The following is an 18,492-nucleotide window of genomic DNA, read 5'->3' as shown; positions in this document are numbered from 1 at the left end:
GTGCCCCGCGGGACACCCGACAACTGTATCGGGACGAGATCCCTGCTCAGTTTTCCGGCTTGGCCAGAGGCAGCAGACACTTGTCGGAATCACAACCAGCGGGGCCGGCTTCGGTCAGCTCACCCTGGTCGTAACGCTGCAGTGCTTCAAAGAAATCACTGCTGACGCGGCGCTTCACCACAGCGGATTGCAGCTCTTCGTAGGTGGCTGCATCGATCGGCTCGAAGGGCAGGCGGGGGAAAGTGGCATTGGCATCGAACCGGGCCAGAAGTGCCGCTGAGATGTACCCCTCGCCCTTCTCCATGGCTTGATGCAGAGCATCAGCCAACGGTTCGATTTCGTGCTCGCGGAATTCGATCGTGGCGGAGGTGTTATGGGCGGTGTAATGCCGCTGCACCTGCATGTAGAAGTCGAATTGCGCCATGGCACTGAAGCCGTTGATGTCGACGGCATCAGCACCTGGCAGGTTCGCCCAGCTCACCTCGGTGGGGATCTCCACCAACCATTCGGTGCAGCGGGGATCGAAGGGGTCATTCAGCAGACGGCCTTCCTCATCCTTGTCGGACTGGGAGGGAACGATGGTGTAGCCGTAGTCCATGCAGGCCATGGCTACGGGATCGTTCTTGCGGAAGGTGATCCGGCGGATGAAGCGCTGGGCTTTGGGGGGATGCCAGCCAGGTGCAGCGCCGGTGAGAAGGCTCTTGGTGCCTGCAGGTTGGACAGTGGTGCAGCGGTTGGGGCGACGCAGACCCTGGCGGTCGCAGTAGTCCCAGACCGTTTGATTGACGATCTCCTTCCACCGGCTCAGGTAAGCGGCTTCCTGCTCCTTGAAGTGCAGGCCTACCTCGGTATCAGGCCGGCCGGCTTCCCACCAACGCAGCCAATCCGTTCCGAAGGCATGCACAAAGAAGTCGAATAGACCGGTGAAGCTGACGCCAACGATCGGATCCCACTCGCGGCTCTGGCGGTACCGCTCAACCTCGAAACGGTGGTTGAGCAAACAAGCAACCGACAGGCCAGCTGCACGGAAAGCATCGGCCTGGCCCTCCTCGTCACTGGGGTCGATCTGGTTGAGGTGCACCTCGGCCAGGTTGCAGTGGAAGTCAGCACCCAGGATCTCGCCGCAGGGATTTAGGCCGTAACGGCTGAGGCGGTGCTCCAGCTCGTTGGCGCCGATGGGGCCATGGTTGTCGGACAACCAGCGACCTGCTTCCTTGCGACCCTGGTCGCAGTAGATCTCGATGAACTCCGTGCGCAGTTCAGGGGTGGTGAGCAGATCGGCATTGGAGCGAGCGATCGCTTCGGGAGCGAACTGGATCGCACCTTCACCGGAGTGGAATTGCTTGGTCACCGCTGCGTGCACAACGTCCTTGCTGGGACGGGTGTGATACACACGGGTGTGGTTGGCCATCCGCAGAGCATCACGCTCGGGATCGATCCTCCAGTTGCCCTCCTCGTCTTGCTGCCAGAGGTTGTCCTTGGAGGACGCAGCGGCCTGGTCGTCTGCAGCGAACTGGCGCATGCCGGCGCTGCGACGGATGTTTCCGGCCACGATCGTGACGGCGGCTTCATCGATCAGCAGGCAGCACTCCACCGAAGTGAGCCGACGGCCCTGGGCTTTGTTCAGAAGCCGAGCAACGCGCCCGTAGAGATCCTTGAGCTTGACGGGGTTTGCCATGCCGCCGAAACCCTTCAGCGTTTCCCCAACAGGACGCACATCACTGAGGTCCACTTCGATCTGGATTGGACCGCCATTGAATCGTGCATCGCTGCTCAGCTCGAGCATCAGCTGGTAGCTGTCAACCCAGCCACGGCGGGTGTCACCCACCTTGATGCTCACCTTGTTGCCGTCAATGCTGTGGGTGCAGTCGTCCTGTCGCTCAGATGCAGGAGTGATGCCGATGTCGCTGACGCCGAGGACTTCAAAGGTGTTGCGCACCACTGGAAGCCTGTCGATCAGGTGCGGCTCGATGATGGCGCCGGTGCCACAGCCCATCATCGCCAGGTCCATCATCAGACCGAAGGCCTGCCAATCCACCAGGTTGGTGGACGTGCAGTTGTATGAGCCCGAGAAGTTTTCCGGCTGCTCGATCCAGCGTGTGCCACCGATCCAGAGCCAGCGGCCTGACGGAAGAGCTTTTTTCTCGGCCTGCATGCGAGCCAGCAGGGCCACTTCCGCGTCGTTGAGGTTGCCCAGCTGACGCAGACCTTCCAGGTTTCGCGCACCCACCTGACTCCAGCTCTCACGGCCGCTTGGGGTTTTGCGGCTGTAGGTGCGATAGAAAACTGGGTTGGCAGCAGGAGCCGTTGCGGGGAAGGCGCCGAACACGGCGACAGATCCCGCAGAGGTCTCCACACGATTTGGAGTGAGGGTCACGTGCGGTGCGTGGGCAAAGGACAAGTATCGAAACCCTAACGCCACAGATGGGGGGAGCAAGGTCTCTTTACCACCATCAACAGTGTCCCGTTCAAACTGAGTTCCAAATCGGCAGCGAATGATGCAGCGGCGGCTGGAGCCTGAGTTGATGAACGGCGATGCACAGGTGCAGGCCTATGCCGCTGCCGACTTCAGTTCCGGCGATCAAGACACCATCGAAGCGATACAGCGTCTCCTCTTTGCCACATCACCTTTGCCCCAGGATCCACTGGTGGTGGATCTGGGCTGTGGCCCAGGAAACATCACCCTTCGGCTGGCCGGACTTTTCCCCCAAGCTCGGATTATCGGTATTGACGGTTCCGAATCGATGTTGGCTCTGGCTAGGGGGCGGGCGCAGCAGCAGCAGCTGGAGATGTCATTCCTCTGTCAGACCCTTCAGGAGGTGCTTCGTGGTCCACTCCTCGGGCAGGCCGATCTGATCGTTAGCAACAGCCTTTTGCATCACCTACACCAACCCGATCTCCTCTGGAAGGTCAGCCGAGCCTTGGCCGCACCGGGTTGTCGCGTGTTGCATCGGGATCTGCGGCGTCCGTCCTCCGATGCTGGACTTCAACAGCTGCTGCGCAAGCATCTGCCATCTGCGCCAGAGGTGTTGCAGCACGACTTCGCTGCTTCGTTGGCGGCGGCCTTTGAACCTCAGGAAGTGACTGAGGAGTTGTACAAGCTGGGCCTCAACCAATTGACAGTGTCGGTGGAGGACGACCGTTACTTGGTGGTGTCAGGCTTGGTGAAGTCCTGAAATCCGATGAGCGGCAGTCAAGCGACCACTGATGGTGATCTAGCCCAGGTTTTGGCCTCGGCGGTGGATCGCCGTCGCAACTTTGCGATCATTTCCCACCCGGACGCGGGAAAAACAACCCTTACTGAGAAGTTGCTGCTCTACGGCGGTGCGATTCAGCAGGCCGGTGCTGTGAAAGCGCGGGGTGAGCAGCGCAAGGTGACATCCGACTGGATGGAGCTTGAAAAGCAGCGGGGGATCTCGATCACCTCAACGGTGCTGCAGTTCGATTACGGCGCCACCACGATCAATCTCCTGGACACGCCAGGTCACCAGGATTTTTCCGAAGACACCTATCGAACGCTGGCGGCTGCTGACAACGCCGTGATGCTGGAGGACGCCGCTAAGGGTCTTGAGCCGCAAACCCGAAAGCTGTTCGAGGTTTGCCGCATGCGGGAGATCCCAATTTTCACCTTCATCAACAAGATGGACCGCCCGGGGCGGGAACCGCTGACCCTGCTCGATGAAATCGAGTCGGAACTCGGCCTTACCCCCTGGGCCGTGAACTGGCCCATCGGTAGTGGGGAGCAATTCCGTGGCGTGATCGACCGGCGCACAAAGGAAGTGGTTTTGTTCAGCCGTGCTGAACGCGGCAAACAGGCCAGTGAGCAGCGTCTCTCCCTGGATGACCCTGCCCTCCGGGAGTTGGTGGAAGAGGACCTCCTGGATCTTGCTGTTGAAGAAATGGAATTCCTGGAAGCTGCAGGCGCCGAGTTGGATATCGAGATGGTCCATGCCGGCGAGCTCACCCCGGTGTTCTTCGGCTCGGCGATGACCAATTTCGGGGTCCGTCCGTTCCTCGATGCCTTCCTTGAGATGGCGCAACGGCCGATTGCCCGATCCAGCAGCGAAGGCCTGGTGGACCCGTTGCGGGAGGGGTTCAGCGGCTTCGTGTTCAAGCTTCAGGCCAACATGGACCCCAGGCACCGCGACCGGGTGGCCTTTGTCCGTGTCTGCAGCGGCCGTTTCGAAAAAGACATGACGGTGAAGCATGCCCGCACCGGCAAAGCAATCCGCCTCTCACGTCCTCAAAAGCTCTTCGGTCAAGACCGAGCCGTCGTGGAAGACGCCTATCCGGGGGATGTGATTGGTCTCAACAATCCCGGCATGTTTTCCATTGGCGACACCCTCTATGTGGGTTCGAAAGTGGAATACGAAGGCATTCCCTGCTTCAGCCCGGAGATTTTCAGTTGGCTGCGCAACCCCAACCCTTCAGCCTTCAAGAATTTCCGCAAAGGGGTGAATGAACTGCGGGAAGAGGGGGCTGTGCAGATCCTCTACGACACCGATGAGAGCAAGCGGGACCCAATTCTGGCGGCCGTCGGACAACTCCAACTTGAGGTGGTGCAGCACCGGCTGGAAAACGAATACGGCGTTGAAACCCGCCTTGAGCCCATGGGTTTCCAGGTTGCCCGTTGGATCAGCGGTGGTTGGGCTGACCTTGAGAAGGTCGGGCGGATCTTCAACTGCAAGACCGTGCGTGATGCCTGGAATCGGCCTGTGCTGCTGTTCAAAAACGAGTGGAATCTCAATCAACTTCGAGAGGACCATCCCGAGCTTGAACTCAGCAGTGTTGCGCCGGTGGTGAGCGGAGTGGAGCCGATCAGTCTTTGAACAGGGCTGATCTCTTCATCCACACCTCCACGGCTCTCTCGCCAGAATCATGCCGCGCGTCCAACTCTCGTGAGTACGTTCTGGCTGCTGAAGAACAACGCTGACGGCGGCACCGAATACGTGTGTTTTCGTGGCGATGATGAATCAGTGGAAATGCTCGAGGGCTACCACTTTCCTCCGCAGATGCCGTTGATCAAACGTCGCTCCTGGATGAACCGGGTGGATGCCCTCAGCTGTCGCAGCCGGCTTGAGCGAAGCGAGGGTTTTCGTCACGGTGCACCCCTCTTCTGAACAGGCCCCGATACGCTCATCAAACGACCCCAATCGACGCAATGGCAGCCCTGGGTGAATCTGGTCCCGATGCAAACGCAGATGATCCATTTGCTCGCCTCGGCCTGAGCCGTGATGCGGGGTTTGAACAGGTTCAGGCGGCGAAGGCGCGCTGCCTGTCCGAGGTTTCCGGTGACGATCAGGCCCGGGCAAAGATTGAAGCGGCCTACGACGCCGTCTTGATGGCTCGACTTCGGGACCGGCAACAAGGTCAGGTAAGTGCTGCTGCAGCCACAGCATCGGAACGTGAGGCGACGGCAGGATCAATGCCCTCGTTGCCGGCACAGGCTCCGATGGGCAATGTGTTGGCGAATCTCCGCAGCAAGTTGCCTGATCCCTCACAGTCTCTTTCCGGCCTCAAGCCGGACTGGGCCCTGGTGGAAGGACAGGGGCGTTCCGTACGCATCATTGCGGGGATCGTCGGCGTTGCTCTGCTGCTGCTTTCCGCCGGCAGCATTCAATTGGTGCTGGCTTTGGCCACCATCGGTGTGTTTCTCAGCCAGATTCGCCGTGGCCGTCGACCACTGGCATCCCTGGGCTGGACGCTGCTGGTGCTCAGCATCGGCTTGGCGGTGGGCTCTTTGCTGAACCTGGCGCTCTCTCCCACTGCTTTTGAGCAGCTGGCTCTCAGTCCTCTGCAGATTCAAGCCCTGCCTGCTGCACTGCTGCTCTGGGCGGCTGCTCTGTTCCTGGCCTGAAATTCAGTCAGGCAGCCGACGGCAGGCCATCAATCAGTTCCTGAAGCTCCGCAGCACTCACGTCATAGCGGTTGTTGCAGAAGTGGCAGGTCAGTTCCGCGCCACCATCCTTGTTTTGCATATCGGTGAGTTCCTCCCTGCCCAGCAGGAGCAGGGCCGCCTTGCTGCGTTCACGGCTGCAAGGACAGAAAAAACGAAGCTCCTGACTGGCCTCGGCGTCGTCGAGTGGTTTGGGGTCAAGGTCGGGGAAGACATCCTGAAGCAGATCTTCAAGCTGGTCTCCACTTGCAGCCAGCCGCTGACTGAATCCAGTGATCTCGCGGCAACGCTGTTCAATCAGCTCCACCAGGGCTGGCTCTTCCGCTGCTTTGGGAAGGATTTGAACCAGCAGGCCCCCGCTGGCATGGATGCCGGCACTGCTCACCTGCTCTCCCACAAACACAGCTGAAGGGGTTTGTTCGGAGTGGAGCAGATAGGAGGCAACATCCTCACCAATGCCTCCGCTGACGAGCTCAACGGTGCTGTTGAAGGGCTCACCCTTGCCGTCATCACGCATCACGTGGAGGTAACCGGTGCCAGCGGCTTCCTTGAAGTTGAAGCTGAAGTGTCCGGCTTCATCCTGAATCGGATCGAGTTCGAGGGCCGGCTCGCCGACGTAGCCACGAACGGTTCCGTTGCGACCGGCATCCACCATCAAGCCCTTGATGGGTCCATCGGAGCCGAGGCGAAGATTTACGCGGCCGTGGCGCACCTTCATCGAACTGGCGAGCATCAGTCCAGCCGCCATGGCCCGTCCGAGCATCACGCTGGTGATGAACGACAGCCCATGGCGTTCTCGTGCCTCACGCACGATGTTGGTTGTCGATACCGCCACCAACCGGATGCCACCTGCAGCTGCGGTTGCGCGAACCATCCGGTCGGCCATGTCCCCTTGGAAGCTCAGGGCAATGTAGTCATCGGATCGAGCCGCCCGCCCTGCAAACGCAGCCGTTGGCAGTCCCAGTCCTTGAACAGCTCGGGTTCATGGGTGACCACGATCAACACCTGTTCGCGAGCCAGGCCGGCGAGCAGATCCAGCACGTCTCGTCGCACCGACCAATCCAACCCTGCGGTGGGTTCATCCAGGAGGAGCACTTCAGCGCCGCGGAGCATTTGCACCGCTAGGGCAAGCCGCCGTTGCTGCCCGCCGCTCAGTCGTTCTGGTGCCGTTGTGGAGGCGATGTTGTTGAGGCCAACGCGTTCCAGCACGCTCTGTTCGCGCTCATGACCAAGCCGGCGATGGCCCAGCCGTAGTTCCTGAGCCATGCTCAGACCGAGGAAATGGCGCTCGGGAAACTGGAAGACGAAGCCGCAAAGCCAGCGCAGCTGCCGCCGTTTCATCGCGCTGCCGTTCCAGCGGATGCTGCCGGATGTGGCTGACGCCAAGCCGCTGATGATTTCGAGCAGCGATGTCTTTCCGGATCCACTGGCGCCAGCGATCAGCAGCGGCCGTCCCTTCTGCATCTGAAAACCGACGCCATCGAGGATGGGGGCGCCAGCCGTAGCAGGTGCATAGGTGATTCCTGAGAGCTCGAGCATGTGATCAGCTTGAACGATGATGAAGGTGTCGCGATGGCCCCATGGACATTCGTTTTCGTGAAGTCGATCCCTTCAATTGCTGGTTATGGATCCGTTTCTCGGAACCCCCCAGCCAGGGGGAGCGAAATTACGTGGATGGGGTGTTTGACAGCTGGTACGTGATTGGGCGTTTGGGCGGCTTCAATGCAGAAAACCTGCAGGTTCACGATGCAGGCTCCGATCTCAGTTGGATGGCCTACGAAAACGATGGGGCTGAGTCGGCGATGCCTGCCCTGATGCACAACATGGGACAGCTCGAATATCAGAACGACTGGGGACGCTGCTGGGTGGATCTCGGTACGTCGGATGGTGTCGCCATCGATGTCTTGATCAATGCCCTGCGTCAACTGGACTCTGATGTAGTTCAGCTCGAGGAGCTGGTCGTTGGTGGGGTCAATGAAAATTGGCCGATCGAAGATCATCCGGACAGCGTTTTCCCTGCAGGTGGCTGAACGCCGACGTTTACTCCTGGCGCCTGATCGCCTGGAGGAGGGTGGATCGGTTCTGCTCAACACCGAAGAGCAGCACTATTTGCGGAGGGTGTTGCGTTTGCGCTCTGGCGAGCAAGTGGATGTGACCGATGGTTGCGGCCGCCTCACGCTCGCAACCTTGGTGGAACCGCATTTGCTTGCGCTCGACATGCCAGCGCAACTGATCGAGCCCTTGGCACAACCTCAGTTGGGCTTAGCCGTGGCCTTGATGCGGCGGGGGATGGATGAGGTGGTCCGAATGGCCTGTGAGCTCGGTATTGATCGGATTCAGCCCTTGCGCTGCGATCGCTGTGTTCCCCAGGCCGACCATCGACCGGAGCGGTGGACCACGATCATTCGTGAAGCGGTGGAGCAGTGCGAGCGTTTGTGGATGCCGCAGCTGCATGAGCTGAACGGTTTATCCGAATGGATCGGAGCGGTGGATGGTCTTTGCCTTGCAGGGGTCACCCGCGAGACCGCAGCTCCATCTTTGGGTCAATGTTTGCGCCAACAGGGCGATCCTCTTCAGCCCACTTGGTTGGTGATCGGTCCTGAGGGGGGATGGACCTCAGCAGAGCAGAGCCTCTTTGCCGATGCAGGGGTCCGGCCTGTGCGGATGGGGGCAACCATCCTTCGCAGTTCAACAGCAGCAGTGGCAGGCGCGGTGGAACTGGTTCGTTGGCGCGATGGCCTGATCAGCTCTTGAACAGATCAGTGGAAATTCAAAGACAACAACGTCGCTGGATTTTGTGGCTTCCCTGTGGTTTGGCGCATTTTTGAACCACAAGTCTTGAGTTGAGCTGTGATGGCTCAAAACTGACCAAATCTATTGCCGCTTGCCTGAGTCCGATACGTCTGACGGGCTACATCAGGGAGGAGGTCCGAGGCGCTGGTTTGTTCCTACCCATCGCGTACCGGGGGGGGCAAAGAGGGAGCAGTTAGCAGTTGCCTGAGCCAATCAGTTGCGACGGAGCGTTTCTGAAACAGCAAAACTCTGGGACGAAAAGAACGCAATGATCTGAAACCGGTCCAAAAAGAACGCACTGACTGGCACCCAACAAAGTCCCCACCAAACCTTGGAGATTGCGCTCTTGCATCAGCAGGGACTGTCAGAACATGCTCGTTTCTCTACTGGTGTTGGCGGTGTTACTCGTGTGGGGAGTCCTAAAAAAGGCGTGCAAGTCAAAGCGGTAAAACCATGGTTTATCGAGGGGACTTCCGCAGGTAGTCACTTTTTTCGTGCCCGTTTTCAACCGCTACTCACCACAGAAGCGACTGCTTGAACGACGGTGTCCACTCGCCTCGCCTCGCCCTTTCAAACAGACGAAGGGTTCGAGTCAATCCTTCGTCTATTGCTGGGGTTCGGTTACTCCAAGGCCGCTGAGTTGCTGACTCTTCACAAGTCGGCCTTTTCCTGACCGTGTTGACCTTTACCCCAAGAGCCAAGGCCGCTGAGTTGCTGACTCTTCACAAGTCGGCCTTTTCCTGACCGTGTTGACCTTTACCCCAAGAGCCAAGGACGCTGCGGTGCGTGCTCCCCACAGACGACAACACACCTTGATTTCCGCAAGCGAAGGACGGCGTGGTGGTTAGGGCGTCTGACTGAACAAAAGAAGAACACTGATCAAGACAGCTAGCGAAAGCATTCACAAATTTGGCGACTCCCACCCAGGTAATTCGTCATTGACCTTCTCGACAGTGGATGGAGACCAGGCGATGACTTTTTTGAATTTCTAGAAGAGCAGTGCCCTGACCTTGATTCAGATGATGTTGAGGACTGGGCTCCACCTTCCTATCGCCGCTAAACGCTCACCTTCCCTCCCAGAATTTTTGTCTGGTCGAAGAACGGCGACACGATTTGGACGACGTTTGGAGCACTGGACTCAAACGTTGGACTATTTCAGGATGTTTTCTAACCTTTGAAATCCAGTTGGACCCGATTTTTTAACCACAAAAACTTTGTCCTTAACGGGGTTTTTAGATCACTGATCAGCTCTTGAACAGATCCTGAGCGATGCCCCTGAAGGATTTCAGCGCTGCTCCAGGCCGACGGCTGCGCTGGCGCAGTCCTCCACCGGGCATCAGGTTGCCGGGTGCAAAGGTGGAATAAGTCACGGCTGGGCGGGCTGCCTCTGCCGCAGCCAGGTCAGCGGCGATGGCTTCTGCAGTGGTGAGTGAGGCTGCGGGCTGAGAGCTGGATTCAGCTTTGGTTTCCACAACGGCCTCAGTGGCAGAAGGCTTTGAAACAGCTGAAGGTTCTGAGGGTGCGACGGGTGTTGCTACGGCGCTTGCAGTAACGACAGCCTCCTCGACCGGCGCTTCTTCGGTTGCAGGAGTCTCTTGTTGAGGCAGCTCGAGGGTGGCAGGAGCGGCGGAGTCATCCAGGGTGAGGAAAAAGCCCTTGTTGCTGTTGAACACCATCCGGTCGACCAGAGAACGAACGCACCCGATTCTCCCTCTGCAATGGCCGCAGGCAGGAGATGCTTAGAGCACTGCAACACGGTGTGATGTCCGCACTCTGGATTCAGGCCCTGGTGGTGAACACGGTTTTGATTGCCCTGGCGCAGCGGACAAGCGTGCTCACCCGGAGTGGTTGGGTCCATGCGGCTGCGTTGGGCACGATCCTTTGGGGGTGTTTGGGTTGGTCGGGCTGGTTGGCTGTGGTCTCCTACCTCTGCCTTGGAAGCCTGGTCACCAAGATCGGCTTTCAAAACAAGCAAACCCGTGGCCTTGCCGAAGCCCGCGGTGGTCAGCGCGGCCCTGAAAATGTCTGGGGTTCCGCTGCTGTTGGAGCCTTCCTGGCACTGCTCATCGGTGCCGGTGTCGAGCCCCATCAACTGTTGTTGGTTGGCTTTGCTGCGAGCTTCGCCGCCAAGTTGGCCGACACCTTCGGAAGTGAAATCGGCAAACGTTTCGGTCGCACCACGGTGTTGATCACCAGCCTTCGGGTGGTTCCACCAGGCACGGAGGGGGCCATCAGCCTTGAGGGAACCCTGGCCAGTGCCGCCGGCAGTATCGCCATGACCCTGGTGATGCTGGCCCTGCAGCTGGTTCCCTCATGGCCTGTGGCTGGGCTGGTGATGATGGTTGGTCTGGTGGCCACCCTCGGCGAGAGCCTGCTCGGCGCTCTGGTGCAGGACCGCGTGGCCTGGTTGAGCAACGAGCTGGTCAATGCTCTCCAGACCCTCTTGGCCGCAGTTTTGGCGATGCTGCTGATGTCGCTTTGATCAGCTTGTATGGATTGGCATCAAGCCATCGCGGTGGGCCCATTGCCGTAGGAGTTCAAGCCCCTCATTGAGATGAAGGCGCAGGGATGAGCGGCTGCAATTCAGGCCCTGAGCCAGATCCCTGAGGCTCTGGCCTTCGATTAAGTGGGCTTGCAGCACCATGCCGGCCTTGCCCTCCACCTGGTCCAGCACGCTCCTCAACCAGTCCAGGTGTTCATCCTCCGCACAGGAGCTTGCTGGCTCTCCAGGGCTGCAAAACAGGTCGACGACCTGGCTGGCCCCATGGCTCTGCACGGCGGCGGCCCAGCGTTCCGGGCGAACCGAGAGTTCGGTGGCAAGCTCCTGATCGCTGAGGCTCGGTAGCCGGTTCTGTTCGCGCTCACGCTGGATTTTCACCCCTGCTGCGTAAAGATCACGCAACCGCCAGGGAATCCGAATCGTGCGTGATCGATCGCGGCGGTAGTGGAGGACTTGGCCGGTGGCCCGCGACAGCAGATAGCTGCTGGGTTGTATGCCTTGTTGTCGATCAAACCGTTCAAGACCACGGATCAATCCAACCCGGGACTCCTGCAGCAGGTCATCGAACTCTTCAGGTCCGCGTTGCTGTTGGCGACGGGCCGCGCAGTGGGCCAGGCCAAGGTGCTTGAGAGCCTGTTGATTGCGCCGTGCAATGCAAGGCGGAAGCCCGCGACGGGACTCATGCCGCAGGTGACGTTGAGAAATCAAGGGATCAGTGCAACTGATCCAACGGTTCAACGATCAGCCTTGGACCGGTTGGCCCTTAGGTGCCGCAGTTCGGCACTTTGGTGCCGGATCATGGGTGCAACGGTTTTGGATTGATGGACTGGCAACCAGAGGCTCTGGCAGCACTCAAAAAGGATGTTCCCTTCTTTGTTCGGCCTGCTGTGCGTAAACGTGTTGAGGCGATGGCGGATTCAGAAGGTCGTTCCGACATCGACCTTGGCTATTACCAGTCCGCGAAGCAGGCGATGGCGCCGAGCTGATCCTCAGGAGGGGTCCAGATCGCAACGCTGTAGTTCCGGCTGGGTCAAGCGGTCAATGATGCGGGCCATGTCGAGGGCGGTCAGTTCACCGTTTTCGTCCCACTTGAGCGTGGTTTTGCGCTGGGCTGGAGGGTGGCCGGCAGCACGTTCTACAGAGCGGTCAGGTCCCAAGTCTGATCACCAATGTCAGGAGAGCCACACATTAATCGCCTCTGGGGGGCTCGTTTACATGCTGATAGGTGTTGATGTGTTATGGGGAGCCAGTCCGGCCCAGTCCCGCAGAGGCGCCCATTGATCCAACCGCTGATCCAGCCAACGGTGGCCATCGGCATTGAGATGGATTCCATCGGGTTCCATCCAGGTCAACCAGTCGGACTGCTCCTGCATCTCCTGATGCATGGACAGAAAAGGCACATCAGCCTCACGGCACTGTTCAGCCATCACGGCTTCCGTTGCCGCGATCTGGCTGTTGGCGTACCAGAGGCAGCCGGCAAAGGGCATCACGTGTTCATCCACCGCTGTGAGGCCCAGCACAAACACCTGCATCTCCTGGGTCATCTCATTAAGAAGTTGCCCCAGGCCGAACGAAAAGGCTTCCACGTCAAGTTGGGGTCTGCCGTCGATTCGGCCAACTCTGGCGGTGTCATTCAGCCCAACACTGAGCAGAAGCCCACCCGGTGTTTGACGACGCAGTTCACCTCGGCAGCACCATTCCCTGCGCCAGCGGGCGGCCACGTGTTCCAAGCCATCGCCGCGCACGCCGAGGGGGTACACCACCGGAGCGCTGGGCAGATTCATCCAGCGCAGGCGGAGTCGTTGGCACCAACCACCTGCTTCACGGTCACCCCAACCATGCACGCCACTGTCCCCGAGCACGATCAGCTGACGGGGGATGTCGTTCGCTCCGCTCATAAGGCCATGGCCCGGCTGTTCCAGCTCCCCTGAAGTCGTTCCCCCAGGGTCTCACCCAGCAGCGTGAGCACCGCGGAGATCAGCACGATCCAGAGCACCAACCACCAATGAAAAGAGCTGAGTGCCTCCATCAGCTGCCAGCCCAGGCCGGCTCCCCCCACCATTCCGATGATGGCGGTGTCGCGCAAGATCACATCCAATCGGTAGGTCGCATAAGTGAGGTAAGCGCGACTTACATCCGCCAGGGGCCCGTAAAGCCAGCTCACCCGGGCGGAGGCCCCGCAGGACTTCATGGTCTGAGCAGAACGCAATCCCGTGCTGCGGATGTCGTCCATCAGCACCCGACCCATCACACCGCTGTGGTGAAGCCCTAGGGCCAGACCCGCCAGTGCCAGGCTCGGTTTGGCCAGCATCAGTAGCAGCAACGCGGTAAGAGGCGCCGGGATCAGCCGCAACGCACCCCACACCACTCCCTGCAGGTGGAGGCTGGCCTGGCTGGGCCAGATCAACATCAGCAGCGGTGGTAGGCCGGTGGCAATACAGGCGGCGATCAGGGTGATCCACACCGTGGATCCAATCACCCCTGGCCAGGAGATCTCAAGGGCAGCATTGAACCCCTCGGATCCGTCGATGAGGTTCCCAACAACCGTCGACCACGCACCAACAGGCCAGACCAGCTGCAGATCAAGTTGTGTTCCCCAGCCGAAGGCAACCCATGGGCTGGCAATGGCCACAGGAAGGATCAACACGCGTGACCAACTGCGCAGCGTGCGCAGCAATCGGTCGAGCACCACCATCGCGATAGCAAGCAACCACAGGCCACTCCACATCTCCTGAAATTGAAGCGAGCGCAGGCTGAGGCTGAGGTCTGTCCCGATCCCTCCGAGGCCGAAAACGCCCAGAATCAATGCTGAACGAAGCGCGCAATCGAGGCGGTGGCCGATGTGGTCACTGATCGGCTCTGCCAGCGGAGGGACAAGCCCGGTGAGCATCACGGCCCATGGAGTGGCGCCGACTCCTTTAAGTACGGGGATGGCCGGTGAAACGTGGCAATCCACCTGATCGGCAATGACCCGCGCCATCAGAACCGTGTAGGGAATGGCAATGGCGCAGACCGCAACCCAGCCATTCAGTCCGAAGACCTGCAGCAGCAAAAGGCCCCAGATCAGTTCATGCACAGCTCGCAGGGGGGCCAGACAACGGCGGAAGACCACTGCAGGCCAACGCACGCCTACCAGGATTTCCCAGAACGTGTTTGAGCTCAGCAGTCCAAGACCGACGCCGAGAAGGCTGCTGATGCCCCAGGACATCACGGCGATCACCAGGGTGATCTGGAGCCCGTTGAGCAAGCTGCCCAGCACGATCGGATCGATGGAGGGCTGCACGGCCCCAGCGGCGAACTGTTGCAAAAGAGCAAGTCCTCCACCGTGCCCATCGCGCAACAGCACCAGAAGAACGCCCAGCAGACTCAAGCCCGGCAGCAATGGGATCAGCGGCAGAGCTGGTGTCAGGCGGATGCGTAGAGCCATTCCAACTGATCCCGATGAATGGTGTCCGGAGCTGAATCGATCACCAGGGCACCATCACGCAGCCCCAGAACCCGATCAAACCGATGAATCAGATCCGGTCGGTGCAGGCTGATCAGACAGCCCGGCGATAGAAGCAGCGTGTTGAGAACGTCCTCGGCGAGTGTGGGATCAAGGGCGGAGAGGGGTTCGTCCGCCAACACGAGTTCTGGCTGCTGATGCAACAAACGGCCCAGAGCCACCCGTTGACGCTGGCCTCCGGACAGCTCTCGTACAGGCTGTTCAAGCAAATCGGCCTCCAGTTTCACCTGGTTCATCAGCGCAAGACAGGTGTTCTGGTCCAGAGGGCTGAGCAGGTTTCGAATCGCCCAGAGCAGACCATGGCGTCCAAGGGCACCGCTGTTGATGTTTTGGATGACGTTCAATTCCTCCACCAGGCGCAGGTCCTGCCAAAGCGTGCCGATTTGTCGCCGTTGCCTGCGCGATAGCTGCTGATGGGAGCGACCACACCAGTGCACGGATCCTGTATCGGGTCTTAAGGCCCCGTTGCAGAGCTTCAGCAGGGTGGTTTTGCCGGCGCCACTGGCACCGAGCAAAACCACACGCTGGTCCGCACGAAGGGTGAGGGTGATCGGTTGGAGCCTTTGCTCCAGGCAGGCCTGGTGCAGCTCCAGCAGCGCCGTCAACGGATCTTTCCGAGTTGGCGACCCACTGTTTCGATCATCACGTAGTCCTCGTCTTTGGCGGGAATGAAGCGTTCCGCACCGAACAACTCAAGAATCGTGGCGCCGTTCTCTGTGCCTGCCGACAGGTTCAGCAACGCGGTCTGGAGCTTGTCGGTGAAACCATCGCCAAAGCGCTCATCCAGACCGGGGCGCGTAACCCAGTGGTAATCCACGTAGGGCGGTGTCCTCCAGATCACCGACACCTTGTCGGGATCCACGCGGCCGTCCGCCACATTGCTGCGCCAGACCTGCTCATTCAAGGCGCCCACCTCATAGGCACCGCTCTGCACCACAGCAATGGTGGCGTCGTGGCTACCGCTGAAGCCAGGTCCGCCCCCCGCCAGATCCTCAGGTTTCACGCCGTTTTCTCCCATGAAGAACTGGGGCATCAGGCGGCCAGAGGTGGAACTCTCCGAACCGAAGGCCAACCGGCGTCCCTTCAATTCAACCAATTGGTCGGCACTAGTGAAGGGGCGCAAGCCGCTGGCGCCATTGGCGATGAACACACTGGTGAATTCCGCATCGATATCCCGTTGTGCAAGCACCCGGGCTCCAGGCGTCTGCAGCCTGGCCTGCACACCGGTGAGTCCACCGAACCAGACCAGATCAAGGCTGCCTGTGCGGAAGGCACTCACCGCGGCCGCGTAGTTGCTCACCGGCGCATAACGCACAGGAATTTCCAGCTTCTCGCTGAGTTCCTCAGAGAGAGTGCCGTAGAGGCGATTGAGTTTTTCAGGGTTCTGGTCGGGAATAGCACCGATCTGCAGAACGACCTGTTTGGAGTCGTTCTGGGGTGCTCCGCAGCTGGCAACACTGGCCGTGAGGGCGAGGCCGGAAATTAAACCGGTGGCCACCACGGCCCTGCGTTCTCGTACAGACATTGAGAAATTGGATGTGATCAGATTGGATCAGAAGGAATCAAGCAGTCGCTTCAGTCGCTTCAGTGCATCGTTGATCGTCTCATCCGCTACGGCACAGGAGAGCCGAATGCAGCGGTCATTGCCGAAGGCCAGGCCCGGAACCATCGCCAGGCCTTCCTGTTCCAGGGCTTGCCGGCAGAAATCCATTGAATTTGGGACACCGTCCGGCAGGCGGGGGAAGGCGTAGAAGGCCCCCTGAGGGGGAGTCAGGGTGATGCCCTCCAGGGCTTGCAGGCCTTCGGTGAGCAAAGCGCGGCGGCGGTTGTAGCTGAGCGCCATCTCGCGCACGCAATCTCGAGGTCCTTCAATCGCAGCCAGGGCTCCCCGTTGAGCAAAGCTGCATACATTGCTTGTGCTCTGGCTCTGCAGGGCTGAGGCGGCCTTGATCACGGCAGCATCTCCAGCCAGATAACCGAGGCGCCAGCCGGTCATCGCCCAGCCTTTGGCAAAGCCGTTCACCGTGAAGCAGCGCTCGCGGATCTCTTCGGCGATGGCCGCAAAGCTGAAGTGCTGCTGACCATTGGCCAGGAGATATTCATAGATCTCATCGCTCATCACCATCAGCTGGGGGTGACGGCCCACCAGTGCGGCCAGTGCCTTCAGTTCGGCCTGTGACATCACCTGACCGCTGGGGTTGCCAGGTGAATTGATGACAAGCAGTCGGCTACGTGGCGTGATCTGCTGCTCCAGCAGATCGAGGTCGAGGCGGAAGCCCTCATCCGCTTTGGTGGGAATGATCTTGGTACTCGCCCCAGCCAGGGCTGCCATCTCGGGATAGCTCAGCCAGAAAGGCGCCGGCACCAGCACTTCATCCCCGGGATTGAGCAGCACCTGGAACAGGTTGTAGATGGCTTGCTTGCCGCCATTGGTAATAAGAACCTGCTCGGGGAGTGTTGGGATCCCGTTTTCGATGCTCAGTTTGTGGGCCAGAGCAGCACGAAGATCGGGGTCGCCGGCGGCGGGGCCGTAACGGGTGAAGCCGGATCCAAGGGCGCGCTGGGCTGCTTCAACGATGAATGAAGGCGTCGCAAAATCCGGCTCACCGGCGCTGAGGCTGCAGATGTCCTTGCCGCTGTCGCGCAGTGCTTTTGCCTTGGCGCTGATCTCCAGCGTCAGTGACGGTTTCAGGGCGACAGCCCGGTCGGAAAGTTCTGGCGGGCGCGGCATCGGTAACGCACCTCCCCGCGGCGCGTCTAAAACGACATCATCCTGCCGCAGATGGTGTCGCAGACAACCGTGATTTCTCAGCGCCCATGAATGCGATACAGATCAGCTGGGTCCTGGCCGCAGAAGACAGCGCCAGGCTTGCGACCTTCTATAGCGAGCTGTTTCAAGCCAAGTTGAATCCTGGGCTAGCGGAGCACCACTGCATCGTTCAATTCAGCGATGGCACCCAGCTGGAGATCTACAGGCCCTCACGCCGGCGCTCTTTTCCTGCCCGGGGGCGAGCGCTGGCGCCCTGTTTGAGACTCCCCCCATCGCAGGAGCCCCTGCCTGAACTGCAACGGCTGCTCAGCAACGCCCTGCAGCGTGGTGGATCGATTCTGGAGGAGGCGCGGCTTGAGCCCTTTGGTGCTGAGGCCTGGATCCACGACCCGGAGGGCAATCCCCTGTTGCTTCTGGCTCCCCTGGTTGCTGTCGCTTCGATCGCATGACCGGCACCAACCTGGAGGACTGCAGTTCCTGCAGAGCTTGTGACCTCGCCAGCACTCGACAGGCCGTCGTGATCAGTCGCGGCAATCCCAAGGCGAATCTGATGCTGATCGGCGAAGCACCAGGGGCTCAGGAAGATGCTCAGGGCGCCCCGTTTGTCGGTCGTTCAGGACGTGCCCTCGATCAGCTGCTGCGGGACGTGGATCTGGATCCAGAGCATGACCTTTACATCTGCAATGCAATCAAATGCCGCCCACCGAACAATCGACGACCGAAAAAAGCTGAGTTGGCTGCCTGCCGGTTCTGGCTTGACCTGCAACTGGCTGCTGTCAACCCAAAAGTGATCGTGTTAACAGGAGCCACTGCTGTGGAGGCCATCCTTGGAATCAAGGGGGGCATGACCCAGCTTCGTGGTCAGTGGCAGATCTGGAATGAACGGGCGGTGATGCCGATTTTTCACCCCTCATACCTGTTGCGTAATCCCTCCAAAGCAGCCGGCGCCCCCCTGGATCTGACCCGACAGGATCTCGACGCAGTTCGGCGCAGGCTGTGCGAACGTTGACGCGCTTCACCACCGGCCC

The 18,492-nt window shown here is 59.9% G+C and carries 21 protein-coding genes; 10 read left to right on the top strand and 11 right to left on the bottom strand.

Features of this window, described 5'->3' with window-relative positions; translation table 11 throughout:
• Positions 1-46 precede the first annotated feature (46 nt).
• A complete protein-coding gene (gene nrdJ, locus FZZ90_RS01160) occupies positions 47-2,377 on the bottom strand; it encodes a ribonucleoside-triphosphate reductase, adenosylcobalamin-dependent (protein ID WP_226423958.1) in 2,331 nt (776 codons plus the stop codon).
• A gap of 121 nt (positions 2,378-2,498) precedes the next feature.
• Here nrdJ and FZZ90_RS01155 point away from each other — a divergent pair, with 121 nt between their 5' ends.
• From FZZ90_RS01155 to FZZ90_RS01140, 4 genes are all read left to right on the top strand, one after another.
• The gene (locus FZZ90_RS01155) at positions 2,499-3,176 is read left to right on the top strand and encodes a trans-aconitate 2-methyltransferase (protein ID WP_370631005.1); all 678 of its coding nucleotides are present in this window, start codon (positions 2,499-2,501) and stop codon (positions 3,174-3,176) included.
• A 6-nt stretch (positions 3,177-3,182) separates the two neighbouring features.
• Positions 3,183-4,829: a peptide chain release factor 3 gene (locus FZZ90_RS01150; protein ID WP_226423956.1), complete on the top strand. Its 1,647-nt coding sequence runs from the start codon at positions 3,183-3,185 to the stop codon at positions 4,827-4,829.
• Positions 4,830-4,898: 69 nt separating this feature from the next.
• Complete coding sequence (locus FZZ90_RS01145; protein ID WP_226423955.1) at positions 4,899-5,120, top strand: hypothetical protein; 222 nt, start codon at positions 4,899-4,901, stop codon at positions 5,118-5,120.
• Positions 5,121-5,161: 41 nt separating this feature from the next.
• Positions 5,162-5,857 (top strand): CPP1-like family protein, encoded by a 696-nt coding sequence (locus FZZ90_RS01140; RefSeq protein ID WP_226423954.1) that lies wholly within the window; start codon positions 5,162-5,164, stop codon positions 5,855-5,857.
• Between the two features lie 7 nt (positions 5,858-5,864).
• Here FZZ90_RS01140 and hslO read toward each other — a convergent pair whose 3' ends face one another.
• Together hslO and FZZ90_RS01130 are read right to left on the bottom strand one after the other, a co-directional pair.
• Positions 5,865-6,782 (bottom strand): Hsp33 family molecular chaperone HslO, encoded by a 918-nt coding sequence (hslO, locus tag FZZ90_RS01135; protein WP_226423953.1) that lies wholly within the window; start codon positions 6,780-6,782, stop codon positions 5,865-5,867.
• A gap of 14 nt (positions 6,783-6,796) precedes the next feature.
• Positions 6,797-7,435 (bottom strand): ABC transporter ATP-binding protein, encoded by a 639-nt coding sequence (locus tag FZZ90_RS01130; protein WP_226423952.1) that lies wholly within the window; start codon positions 7,433-7,435, stop codon positions 6,797-6,799.
• A 41-nt stretch (positions 7,436-7,476) separates the two neighbouring features.
• On the opposite strand from FZZ90_RS01130, the gene FZZ90_RS01125 reads away from it, so the two are divergent.
• Both FZZ90_RS01125 and FZZ90_RS01120 read left to right on the top strand, forming a co-directional pair.
• Complete coding sequence (locus FZZ90_RS01125; RefSeq protein ID WP_226423951.1) at positions 7,477-7,926, top strand: DUF3531 family protein; 450 nt, start codon at positions 7,477-7,479, stop codon at positions 7,924-7,926.
• The gene (locus FZZ90_RS01120; protein WP_226423950.1) at positions 7,919-8,650 is read left to right on the top strand and encodes a 16S rRNA (uracil(1498)-N(3))-methyltransferase; all 732 of its coding nucleotides are present in this window, start codon (positions 7,919-7,921) and stop codon (positions 8,648-8,650) included. Before FZZ90_RS01125 ends, FZZ90_RS01120 begins: the two co-directional genes overlap by 8 nt.
• A 1,283-nt stretch (positions 8,651-9,933) precedes the next feature.
• On the opposite strand, the gene FZZ90_RS01115 is transcribed toward FZZ90_RS01120, so the two are convergent.
• A complete protein-coding gene (locus FZZ90_RS01115) occupies positions 9,934-10,365 on the bottom strand; it encodes a hypothetical protein (protein ID WP_226423949.1) in 432 nt (143 codons plus the stop codon).
• Between the two features lie 86 nt (positions 10,366-10,451).
• Between FZZ90_RS01115 and FZZ90_RS01110 the strand changes: the two genes are divergently transcribed.
• Entirely contained in the window at positions 10,452-11,171 is a 720-nt protein-coding gene (locus FZZ90_RS01110; protein ID WP_226423948.1) for a TIGR00297 family protein, read from the top strand.
• On the opposite strand, the gene FZZ90_RS01105 is transcribed toward FZZ90_RS01110, so the two are convergent.
• A complete protein-coding gene (locus FZZ90_RS01105) occupies positions 11,172-11,897 on the bottom strand; it encodes a sigma-70 family RNA polymerase sigma factor (protein WP_226423947.1) in 726 nt (241 codons plus the stop codon).
• Between the two features lie 59 nt (positions 11,898-11,956).
• Between FZZ90_RS01105 and FZZ90_RS01100 the strand changes: the two genes are divergently transcribed.
• Positions 11,957-12,175: a PCP reductase family protein gene (locus tag FZZ90_RS01100; RefSeq protein ID WP_370631004.1), complete on the top strand. Its 219-nt coding sequence runs from the start codon at positions 11,957-11,959 to the stop codon at positions 12,173-12,175.
• A 3-nt stretch (positions 12,176-12,178) separates the two neighbouring features.
• On the opposite strand, the gene FZZ90_RS01095 is transcribed toward FZZ90_RS01100, so the two are convergent.
• The 6 genes from FZZ90_RS01095 to FZZ90_RS01070 are packed head-to-tail and all read right to left on the bottom strand — an operon-like array spanning position 12,179 to position 17,425.
• Positions 12,179-12,346 (bottom strand): hypothetical protein, encoded by a 168-nt coding sequence (locus tag FZZ90_RS01095; protein ID WP_226423946.1) that lies wholly within the window; start codon positions 12,344-12,346, stop codon positions 12,179-12,181.
• A 54-nt stretch (positions 12,347-12,400) separates the two neighbouring features.
• Positions 12,401-13,087, bottom strand: coding sequence for a GDSL-type esterase/lipase family protein (locus FZZ90_RS01090; protein WP_226423945.1), 687 nt, complete (start codon positions 13,085-13,087; stop codon positions 12,401-12,403).
• Positions 13,084-14,616, bottom strand: a complete 1,533-nt coding sequence (locus tag FZZ90_RS01085; RefSeq protein WP_226423944.1) for an ABC transporter permease — start codon at positions 14,614-14,616, stop codon at positions 13,084-13,086. The genes FZZ90_RS01090 and FZZ90_RS01085 overlap by 4 nt, the downstream gene beginning before the upstream one ends.
• Positions 14,595-15,299, bottom strand: coding sequence for an ATP-binding cassette domain-containing protein (locus FZZ90_RS01080; RefSeq protein ID WP_226423943.1), 705 nt, complete (start codon positions 15,297-15,299; stop codon positions 14,595-14,597). Before FZZ90_RS01080 ends, FZZ90_RS01085 begins: the two co-directional genes overlap by 22 nt.
• Positions 15,296-16,219 (bottom strand): putative selenate ABC transporter substrate-binding protein, encoded by a 924-nt coding sequence (locus FZZ90_RS01075; protein ID WP_226423942.1) that lies wholly within the window; start codon positions 16,217-16,219, stop codon positions 15,296-15,298. The genes FZZ90_RS01080 and FZZ90_RS01075 overlap by 4 nt, the downstream gene beginning before the upstream one ends.
• A gap of 27 nt (positions 16,220-16,246) precedes the next feature.
• A complete protein-coding gene (locus FZZ90_RS01070) occupies positions 16,247-17,425 on the bottom strand; it encodes a pyridoxal phosphate-dependent aminotransferase (RefSeq protein ID WP_226423941.1) in 1,179 nt (392 codons plus the stop codon).
• Between the two features lie 86 nt (positions 17,426-17,511).
• Here FZZ90_RS01070 and FZZ90_RS01065 point away from each other — a divergent pair, with 86 nt between their 5' ends.
• Positions 17,512-17,913 (top strand): VOC family protein, encoded by a 402-nt coding sequence (locus FZZ90_RS01065; protein WP_226423940.1) that lies wholly within the window; start codon positions 17,512-17,514, stop codon positions 17,911-17,913.
• Entirely contained in the window at positions 17,910-18,473 is a 564-nt protein-coding gene (locus tag FZZ90_RS01060) for a uracil-DNA glycosylase (RefSeq protein WP_226423939.1), read from the top strand. Before FZZ90_RS01065 ends, FZZ90_RS01060 begins: the two co-directional genes overlap by 4 nt.
• Positions 18,474-18,492: the final 19 nt, after the last annotated feature.

The sequence above is a fragment of the Synechococcus sp. MU1617 genome (assembly GCF_020514235.1).
In the GTDB taxonomy this organism is placed as follows: Bacteria; Cyanobacteriota; Cyanobacteriia; order PCC-6307; family Cyanobiaceae; genus Parasynechococcus.
Note: the sequence above shows the minus strand (reverse complement) of the source record. Positions and strands in the feature narration are given on the sequence as shown.